Annotated in this window: 7 protein-coding genes; 5 read left to right on the top strand and 2 right to left on the bottom strand. The window is 74.6% G+C overall.

Annotated elements, in window-relative coordinates; genetic code table 11:
- Positions 1-163: 163 nt before the first annotated feature.
- A complete protein-coding gene (locus HGA02_RS10375; protein WP_168678942.1) occupies positions 164-394 on the bottom strand; it encodes a chemotaxis protein CheW in 231 nt (76 codons plus the stop codon).
- A 263-nt stretch (positions 395-657) separates the two neighbouring features.
- Between HGA02_RS10375 and HGA02_RS10370 the strand changes: the two genes are divergently transcribed.
- The 5 genes from HGA02_RS10370 (at position 658) to HGA02_RS10350 (ending at position 4,031) form a co-directional block, all read left to right on the top strand.
- Complete coding sequence (locus tag HGA02_RS10370; protein ID WP_168678941.1) at positions 658-1,023, top strand: hypothetical protein; 366 nt, start codon at positions 658-660, stop codon at positions 1,021-1,023.
- 117 nt (positions 1,024-1,140) lie between these two features.
- Positions 1,141-1,593 carry a hypothetical protein gene (locus HGA02_RS10365; RefSeq protein WP_168678940.1) on the top strand — a complete coding sequence of 151 codons (453 nt, stop codon included), beginning with the start codon at positions 1,141-1,143 and terminating at the stop codon, positions 1,591-1,593.
- The gene (locus HGA02_RS10360) at positions 1,586-1,810 is read left to right on the top strand and encodes a helix-turn-helix transcriptional regulator (protein WP_168678939.1); all 225 of its coding nucleotides are present in this window, start codon (positions 1,586-1,588) and stop codon (positions 1,808-1,810) included. The genes HGA02_RS10365 and HGA02_RS10360 overlap by 8 nt, the downstream gene beginning before the upstream one ends.
- A 182-nt stretch (positions 1,811-1,992) precedes the next feature.
- Complete coding sequence (locus HGA02_RS10355) at positions 1,993-2,703, top strand: DUF4386 domain-containing protein (protein WP_168678938.1); 711 nt, start codon at positions 1,993-1,995, stop codon at positions 2,701-2,703.
- A 71-nt stretch (positions 2,704-2,774) separates the two neighbouring features.
- Complete coding sequence (locus tag HGA02_RS10350; protein ID WP_168678943.1) at positions 2,775-4,031, top strand: MFS transporter; 1,257 nt, start codon at positions 2,775-2,777, stop codon at positions 4,029-4,031.
- Here HGA02_RS10350 and HGA02_RS10345 read toward each other — a convergent pair.
- Positions 3,967-4,902: hypothetical protein (locus HGA02_RS10345; protein ID WP_168678937.1), on the bottom strand; the 936-nt coding region annotated here is incomplete at its 5' end. The genes HGA02_RS10350 and HGA02_RS10345 overlap by 65 nt on opposite strands.

Raw genomic sequence — 4,902 nt, 5'->3', positions numbered from 1 at the left:
CGCAACCGGTGCCGGCCGCGCGTCGGGGACGAGGACGCGCGCGTCGGGGACGACGGCGAGCGGGACGGTGGCGACGGCGACGGACACGGCGCGCACGCTATCGGCGCCGATATGCCCGACTTGAGGGTTCGGCGTCCGATTCGCCCGACTGGAGCAACGGGCCTCAGGAGAGGCCGAGCACGCGGCCCAGGCCGGCGGTGACGGCGAGGCCGACGACGGTCCACGCGAGCATGCTGCCGCCGAGGTACGCGACGAAGCGCCACCGGTTCGCCGGGGTGCCCTCGAAGCGCGGGGCGGGCGCCCAGCGGACGGTGTCGACGAGCGCGGCGACGCGCCGGCCGATCGGCTCGTCGTGGCGGGCGGTGACGGGTCCGGGCAGGGTGTCGGTGGCCATCGGGACGCTCCTCGTGAGTGCGCGGCGGGCGTCTCGCTGACGCCCGGGGATCGGGGTCGCCGGGGTCGCCGGCCCCTCCATCGTCCCATCATGTGGACGCTCGCGGCCTGGGCCGAAAGGGCCATCTTGGTCACACCCGGACGCCTGTCCAGGCAGGTCGTCGGCCCGCCCGCGCCGGTCCCGGGTCACGGTCCGGCGACGAACCGGAGGATTGCGGGCGAACCGTCACAACCGGGCGGTACCAGGCAGTAGGTTGTGCGGCCGTGGCCGTCACCCTCCAGTACATCGCCGAGCGCCCGACGCCCCTCGACCCCGAGGAGCAGTCACGGGTCGCCCGCCTCGTCGAGCAGGGGAACGCGGACGCCCCTGACGGCGCCCCGCGCCTCGCGCCCGACACCGACCTGCCGGAGGCCGTCGTGCTGCGCGGGCGGACTGAGCTGCCCGTGCACCCGCTGCACGCGCTCACGGCCCTGCTCCACTGGTGCGCGACGCTGACCGAGCTGCGTCGCGCGGTGCCCGACGCGTGGTGGTCGGTGCGGCTCGACCGCGAGCAGGTCCCCTGGGACGACGCCACGGGGTACGCGGTGCCGGGCATGGACGACCCGGAGCTCCTCGCCGCGCTCCGCTGACGACATCGCCGCGGGCGGCCTGCGCGACCCGGGGTGATGTAAAGAATACTAGACATGATGTCGCGTCTGGCTTACATTCATGGTGTCCGCAGTCGACCCCTCCACCCGGGAGACGCCATGGCCTCCGACGACGACCACGCCCCGCTGACCTACGGCGAGCGCACCGCGTGGACGACCGCCGTCACCGTGCCGCTCGGCACGATCGGCTACCTCGCCGTCGTCGTACCGCGCGCGCTGCGCGAGCCCGTCGCCGACGTCGCCTGGGCCGGGCCGATGCTGTGGGCGATGGGCTTCACGCTGGTCGGGGGCATCGTCGGCGCGATCGTGCTGGCGACGGTCACGCGCGACCACGACACGTCGCAGGACGTCCGGGACACCCAGATCGAGCGCTACGGCGACCGCATCGCGCTCGTCGGGACCGCCGTCGGCGCGGTCGCCGTCCTCGCGCTCGCGATGCTCGAGGTCGACTGGTTCTGGATCGGCAGCACGCTGTTCCTCCTCGGCGCGATCGGCACCACGTGGGGTGCCGTCGCCCAGCTCCGGGCCTACCGCGGAGCCTTCGTTGGGTAGCACGCGCGTCACCAACCGCATCCGCGCGCTGCGGTTCGCCCGCGACGAGATGACGCAGGCCGAGCTCGCCCGCCGGATCGGCGTCACGCGTCAGACCGTCATCGCCATCGAGCAGGGCCGGTACTCGCCGACGCTCGAGATGGCCTTCCAGATCGCGCGGGAGCTCGGGGTCCCGCTCGACGAGGTGTTCCAGTACCCCGACGACGCGGACGGCTGACCGGCCACCGGCAGCCCTCGCACCGGCGCGCACCCCGCGCCGCGCCACGACCACCGCCGCGACCGCGGCACCACCCACCCGGACCACGCGCCCGCCGCCGTGGACCGACCCCGCTCACCCTCAGCGCCCCGACGCCGACCCCGGGCCGGGGTGCGGGACGAGCACGCCCGAAGGAGACCGCCATGTCGCCCCAGCGCACCGCCCGCCTCGCGGGTCTGCTCTACCTCGCCGTCGCCGTCCTCGGCGGCTGGGCCCACCTCGTCGCGCGCGCCCAGGTGCTCGACCGGGACGACGCGGGCGCCACCGCCGTGGCGATCGCCGACCACGCCACGCAGATGCGGGTCGCGATCGCCGCCGACCTGCTGGCCGCCACCGCGTTCGCCCTCTTCGGCGTCGTGCTGCACCGGCTGCTGCACCACGTCCACGCACGCGCCGCCGCGACGCTCGTGCTCGGCACGTGGCTGTCCGCGCTCATGACCCTCGTGATGCTCACGTTCCACGCCGGCGCGGTGCTCGTCGTCACCGACCCGGCCGTGCACACCGCGGTCGGCGACGCCGACGGGCTGGCGCTGCTGCTCCTGCGCATGCAGGCCGACGCGTACACGTTCGCGGGGGTGTTCTTCTGCCTCTGGATGGCACCGGCGGCCCTGTTGATCGCGCGGTCCGGCATGTTCCCGCGGGTCGCCGCGCCCGTCGTCGCCGCGGGCTCGGTCTCGTGGCTCGTGTCGGCCGTCGTCGTGGGCGCCGTGCCCGACCTGCCCGAGGCCGTGGAGATGCTGCTCGTCCTGCCGGCGACGGTCGCCGAGATCGGGCTGATGCTCTACCTGCTGGTCGTCGGCGTGCGGACGTCGGCCACCCGGCCGGCGGGCCCGCAGCCGGCCGTCGTCGGCTGACCCGTCGACTCCTCCGGGCCGCGTCTGCGGTCCGCGTATCGGTTGGGAGCGTGACGGCACGCCGGGCTACCGTGCTCGGCGTGTCGTCGCGGATCGTCGAGTCCGTCGTCCCGCACAGGCTCGGCACCGGGTTCCGGTGGCTGCTCGCCTCGTCGTGGACGACGAACCTCGGCGACGGCATCGTCCTCGCGGCGGGCCCGCTGCTCGTCGCCTCACGGACGGACGACGCGTTCCTCGTGGCGCTCGCCGCGCTCCTCCAGTGGCTGCCGCCCCTGCTGTTCGGCCTCTGGGCGGGCGCCCTGACCGACCGGCTGGACCGCCGTCGCCTCGTCGTCGCGGTGGACTCGGTCCGGGCCGTCGCCCTCGCGCTGCTCGCCACGGCCGTCGCCGTCGACGCCGCCCCGATCGTGCTCGTCCTGGTCGCGATGTTCCTGCTCGGCACTGCGGAGACGTTCGCCGACAACGCGTCGTCGACGCTGGTCCCCATGCTGGTCCGGCGCGACGACCTGGCCCTCGCGAACTCCCGCATCCAGGCCGGGTTCGTCACCGTCAACCAGCTCGTCGGGCCGCCGCTCGGCGCCGCGCTGTTCGCGGCCGGGCAGGCCGTCCCGTTCGCCGCGGACGCGCTGCTCGTCGCCGCCGGCGCGGTCATGGTGTCCCGCCTGCGCGTCGCGCCCGTGCACACGGAGCGCAAGGCGACGCACATCCGGCACGACATCGCCGAGGGTGTGCGCTGGGTCCTGCACCACGCGGCCGTGCGCACGCTCGTCCTGACGATCCTCATCTTCAACGTGACGTTCGGGGCCGCGTGGGCCGTGCTCGTCCTGTACGCGCAGCAGCGGCTCGGGCTCGGCGCGATCGGGTTCGGGCTGGTGACGACCGTGCAGGCCGTCGGCGGGCTCGTCGGCACGTTCTCCTACGGCTGGCTGACCGCGCGGGTCAGCCTCGCGAACCTCATGCGCATCGGCCTGATCATCGAGACGCTCACGCACCTCGCGCTCGCGCTCACGACGACCGCCTGGTTCGCGATGGTCGTGTTCTTCGTGTTCGGCGCGCACGCGTTCGTCTGGGGCACGACGTCCGTGACGATCCGGCAGCGGGCCGTGCCGACCGCGCTGCAGGGGCGCGTCGCGAGCGTCAACCTGGTCGGCGTCTTCGGCGGGCTCGTCGTCGGCGCCGGGGTGGGCGGCGCGCTCGCGCAGCACTACGGCGTGACGGCGCCCTTCTGGTTCGCGTTCGTCGGGTCGGCCGTGTTCGTCGTCCTCATCTGGTCGCAGCTGCGGCACGTCGCGCACGCCGACGAGCAGGACGCGCCCGAGCCGGAGTGACGGCTCGCGTGCGACGGGCCCGCAGGTCGCGCAGCGCGACCACGCCCGTGACGGCACGCGGCGACAGCACGACGACGCCCAGCAGCAGCGCCTCCCAGAACGCCCACGTCGACGGCCCGTGCACGACCACCGACTCGACGACCCAGCGCAGCATGAACCACGTCGACGGCAGGAACACCGCGACGAAGGACGCCGCCGCGAGCGCGTACCCCGTCACGTGCACCCAGCGGTACCAGCGCGCGACGGCGAGGTCCCGCACGGGTGCGGCCGCGAGCGCCGCGGCCTGCTCCGGGGTCAGCCGGCGGACCGACCGACGCAGCAGCAGGCGCGTCGTGCGGTCGAGCGACGTGCAGCCGAGCAGCGCCGTCATCACCGCGTAGACGTCGGACCGCAGGAAGACGAACAGCTGCACGACGATCGCCGTGAGCTCGATCATCACGACCGCCGCGAGGAACGCGTCCGGGCCGACGCCCGCGGTGCGCAGGGCCAGCGCCGTGCACAGCACGAACGCGTCGAAGCCCATCCCGGCCAGCAGCGGCCCGACGCGGCGACGCGGCGGCAGCGCCCACAGGCCCGTCAGGTTCGTCTCGAACGTGAGGAAGTACGTCCGGCGCGTCACGCGCAGCCGCGCCGGGACGCCGAGCGCGGCCGCCGCGAGGACGTGCGCGAGCTCGTGCACGCCCGCGAGCACGTACGTCACGACGACGACCGCGGCGATGCTCTGCGCGGGGCTGGCCAGGAAGAAGAGGTCGAGCGCGTCGGGGCGCACGCGCGGGACGGCCGCGACGAGGACGAGCGACGTGAGGGTCGCGAGCGCGGCGAGCACTCCCGCCGTGCGGCCGAACAGCCACGGGAGGCGGATGCGCGGGGC

It is taken from the genome of Cellulomonas septica, from assembly GCF_012396155.1.
Classification (GTDB): Bacteria; Actinomycetota; Actinomycetes; order Actinomycetales; family Cellulomonadaceae; genus Cellulomonas; species Cellulomonas septica.
Note: the sequence above shows the minus strand (reverse complement) of the source record. Positions and strands in the feature narration are given on the sequence as shown.

Coding starts and splice junctions, on each gene's coding strand:
- HGA02_RS10355 (WP_168678938.1), top strand. CDS start 1,993: ATGTCGCCCCAGCGCACCGCCCGCCTCGCGGGTCTGCTCTACCTCGCC.
- HGA02_RS10365 (WP_168678940.1), top strand. CDS start 1,141: ATGGCCTCCGACGACGACCACGCCCCGCTGACCTACGGCGAGCGCACC.
- HGA02_RS10375 (WP_168678942.1), bottom strand. CDS start 394: ATGGCCACCGACACCCTGCCCGGACCCGTCACCGCCCGCCACGACGAG.